Origin of the sequence: Endozoicomonas sp. ALC013, from assembly GCF_049310205.1 — a bacterium.
Lineage (GTDB): Bacteria > Pseudomonadota > Gammaproteobacteria > Pseudomonadales > Endozoicomonadaceae > Endozoicomonas.
This window is the reverse complement of record NZ_JBLYNS010000259.1, coordinates 1-3,847: the sequence shown is the minus strand read 5'-3', so window position 1 is coordinate 3,847 and position 3,847 is coordinate 1. Positions and strand designations below refer to the sequence as shown.

Here is a 3,847-nt window from a genome sequence, read left to right as displayed (position 1 = left end):
TAACTCGCTCATCCATGGGTTTATGAAGGGTAAAAACACCCGCTGAAGTAAATGAGTTAAGTGTTGTCGTCAGGCTTTGCCAATTCCAACTCCGTGTTGCGGTAAAATTTTGCAGCAAGCGTACCAGCTGGCTTTGTTCCGCTCGATTTAACGGTCTTTTAGCAGTTGTCGTGTATTTTTTAATTGAACTGGCATATTGCCCGTGATTTCTCCCATCATAGCGATGACCGAAACGACCCGATTTACTCACCAGATCATCCATTATTTCTGGTTTGATGAGGGCATTAAAATCTTGAGTCGGGTTGACAGAACGGCGCACTAGATATTGAGAAGAGCATGGGCCTGAAGAATGGTGAAATTCATTACATCCCGGGGTAGAGCGCGGGGGACTATCCCGCTGTCTGACTGTGGCATGTCTATATCGCCCACGCCTTGAAGAAGGGGCATGGCCATTCGGTTGGTTGTAACCGTTATCTGATCTTGGGTATTGACCACTGATACCAGCAGAACTTCTATCCATAATTATATTTCATTAATTCATGAAAATATAAAAAGCAGACCGCTGTTCTGCTCAGAAGTTCATTGTGCGGAAAAGTTTCCTTGAGTCATGATGGGAAGAAGGCGATTACTGACTGTTTGTTTTCTTCTTCTCTTCTTCTTTTTTGCTGGGTTGGTTTGCTCTTCTAAATGTTCTTCTGCAGTCACGTATGCAGCATCTGCCCACCCTCTATTAAATGATATAGAGCCATGCTCCTGTGGGGGGATGCCTATCCTGGTCTTTATTTGATCAATGTATGGTTTCATTAAATCCTGATTCCAAAGCATGTTAACCGGGATCTCTATGACCTCAAATCCTGATTTTTGCAGCAGTGCGATTTTAAGCAGAGTCGAACCATTCCTGGTTTTAAAATCACGACCCAGGTAATGAGACGGTCCCTGAACTTCAATCACAATGTTGTGATCGGGCAGAAGCAGGTCAACCGGAGGTAATGAGTTCAGACTCTTTTCTTCTTCAATCCTCAAAGATGGAATGCATGATTGGAGTTGATAGCGGAAGTCGGCCTGGGTTTTTGAAGAAATTGCTTTCTGGTAATGGCGGACGACCGGACAAGATCTGCCAAGCCAACTTGCGGCCATGATCATGATGGATTGATCCTCTTCATTATCTGGCGAGGTATTTTCCAGGCGAGTCAACAGGTCATCCATGTGCTTTTCAAGCACGTTATTTTTATTGGCGTTGGAGTCTAGAGCCAACCTGGCACAGCATACCATGACTCCCCAGAGAGACATCGATATCTCTTCATGAGAAAACTGCAGGTTCTTACTGATTCGATAGACAAGCGATTCGAACGCAGAGATAGCCACGGTCAGCTCAACGAGTTCACCCAGTTTGGCCGTGGCCCACAGCAGGTTGGCAATACTCTGGGCATTAAATTGGTCCTGTGCGTTCACCCGGTGCAACAGCGCGACCACAGCCTCGTTAAGCCCTGGTGTTGCCTCCTGCCCGTTGTTCACCAGTTTCGCCATGGCCCAAAGCAGGTTGGCAATAGCCAGGGCATTAAACTGGTCTTTTTGTCCGTTCACGCAGGTCAACAGCGTAGCCAACGCTTCGTTGAGCTCCGGTGTCTGCTCGTACCTGTTGTCCACCAGTTTTGCCATGGCCCACAGCAGGTTGGTGATATGCTGGGGATTAAATTGGTCTTTCTGTGCATTTACGTGGAGCAACAGCGCAGCCACAGCATCTTTGAGCTCTGGTGTTTTCTCCAGCCCTTTGTCCACCAATTTCGCCATGGCCCACAGCAGGTTGGCGATATGCTGAGGAATAAACTGGTCTTTCTGTGCGTTCACTTGGGGCAACAGCACGGCCACGGCCTCGTTAAGACCTGGTGTCCGCTCCAGCCCTTTGTCCACCAGTTTCGCCATGGCCCACAGCAGGTTAGCGATACCCTGTGGTTTAAAGTGAGCTTTCTGTGCCTTCACGTAGGACAACAGCGCGGCCAAGGCCCTTTTGAGCTCTGGTGTTGGCTCCTGCCCGTTGTCCACCAGTTTCGCCATGGCCCACAGCAGGTTGGCAATAGCCAGGGCATTAAACTGGTTTTTCTGTGCGTTCACGCGGGGTAACAGCGCGGCTACGGTCTCTTTGAGTTCTGGTGTCCGCTCCTGGACGTTGTCCATCAGTTTCACCATGGCCCACAGCAGGTTGGCAATAGCCTGTGGTTTAAAGTGAGCTTTCTGTGCGTTCACGTGGGACAACAACGCGGCCAAGGCCCTTTTTAGCTCTGGTGTCGGCTCCTGCCCGTTGTCCACCAGTTTCGCCATGGCCCACAGCAGGTTGGCGATATGCTGAGGAATAAATTGGTCTTTGTATGCGTTCACGTGGGGCAACAGCGCGGCCACAGCCTCTTTGAGCTCTGGTGTCGGCTCCTGCCCGTTGTCCACCAGTTTCGCCATGGCCCACAGCAGGTTGGCGATACCCTGTGGTTTAAAGTGAGCTTTCTGTGCGTTTACGTGGGACAACAGGGCGGCCACGGCCTCGTTGAGCTCTGGTGTCCGTTCTTGTCCAATGTCCACCAGTTTCGCTATGGCCCATAGCAGGCTGGCGATTTCCTGTGGTTTAAAGCAAGCTTTCTGTGTGTTTACGTGTGGCAACAGCGCAGCCACAGCCTCTTTGAGTTCTGGTGTCTGCTCCTGACCGTTGTCCACCAGTTTTGCCACGGCCCACAGCAGGTTGGCGATAGCCTGAGGAATAAATTGGTCTTTCTGGGCGTTCACGTGGGGCAACAGGGCGGCCACGGCCTCGTTGAGTTCTGGTGCCTGCTCCTGGCCGTTGTCCACCAGTTTCGCTATGGCCCACAGCAGGTTGGCGATACCCTGTGGTTTAAAGTTAGCTTTTTGTACGTTCACGTGGGGCAGCAGCACGGCTACGGCCTCGTTGAGCTCTGGTGTCCGCTTCTGCCCGTTGTCCGACAGTTTCGCGATGGCCCACAGCAGGTTGGCAATATTCTGGGTATTAAATTGGTTTTTCTGTGCGTTCACATGGGGCAACAGCGAAGCCACGGCCTCGTTCAGCTCTGGCGTCCGCTCCTGCCCGTTGTCCACCAGTTTCGCCATGGCCCACAGCAGGTTGGCGATTCCCTGGGCATTAAACTGGTCTTGCTGTGCGGCCACTTGGGGCAACAGCGCGGCCACGGTCTCGTTGAATTCTGGTGTCTGCTCCTGCCCGTTGTTCACCAGTTTCGCCATGGCCCACAGCAGGCTGGCGATTCCCAGGGCATCAATATCCCTGGATTCAGGTTTTTGGTTGCAGTTAAATATGATTGAATCAAATAGCGTTGACAATAAGTTAGCCTGAGTAAGTTTAACTCGCTCATCCATGGGTTTATGAAGTGTAAAAACACCCGCTGAAGTAAATGAGTGCAGTGTTGTCGTCAGGCTTCGCCAATTCCAGCTCCGTGCTGCAGTAAAATTTTGCAGCAAACGCATCAGCTGGCTTTGTTCTGTTCGATTTAACGGTCTTTTATACGCTGACGTGTATTTTTTAATTGAACTGGCATATAGGCTGTGATTTCTCCCATCATAGCGATGACCGAAACGATCCGATTTACTCAACAGATCATCCATTATTTCCTGTTTGATGAGGGCATTAAAATCTTGAGCAGGGCTTACTGAACGGCACTGTAGATGTTGAGAAGAGCGTGTGCCAGAAGAATGGTAAAATTCATTGCGGCCCGGTGCCGTGCGTGGGGAATTATCCCATGGTCTGACTGTGGCATGTCTATATCGCCCACGCCCTGAAGAAGGGGCATGGTTATTCGGTTGATTGTAATTATTACCTGATCTTGTGTAT

Annotated in this window: 2 protein-coding genes; both read right to left on the bottom strand. The window is 50.4% G+C overall.

Translation table 11 applies throughout. From position 1 onward, the window contains the following. The coding region (locus ACO6V1_RS22825) for a hypothetical protein (protein ID WP_422468775.1) at positions 1 to 520 on the bottom strand (520 nt) is incomplete at its 3' end. A gap of 59 nt (positions 521 to 579) precedes the next feature. Then, positions 580 to 3,847, bottom strand: a 3,268-nt coding sequence (locus tag ACO6V1_RS22820) for a DUF1601 domain-containing protein (protein ID WP_422468773.1), incomplete at its 5' end; no start/stop codon positions are given.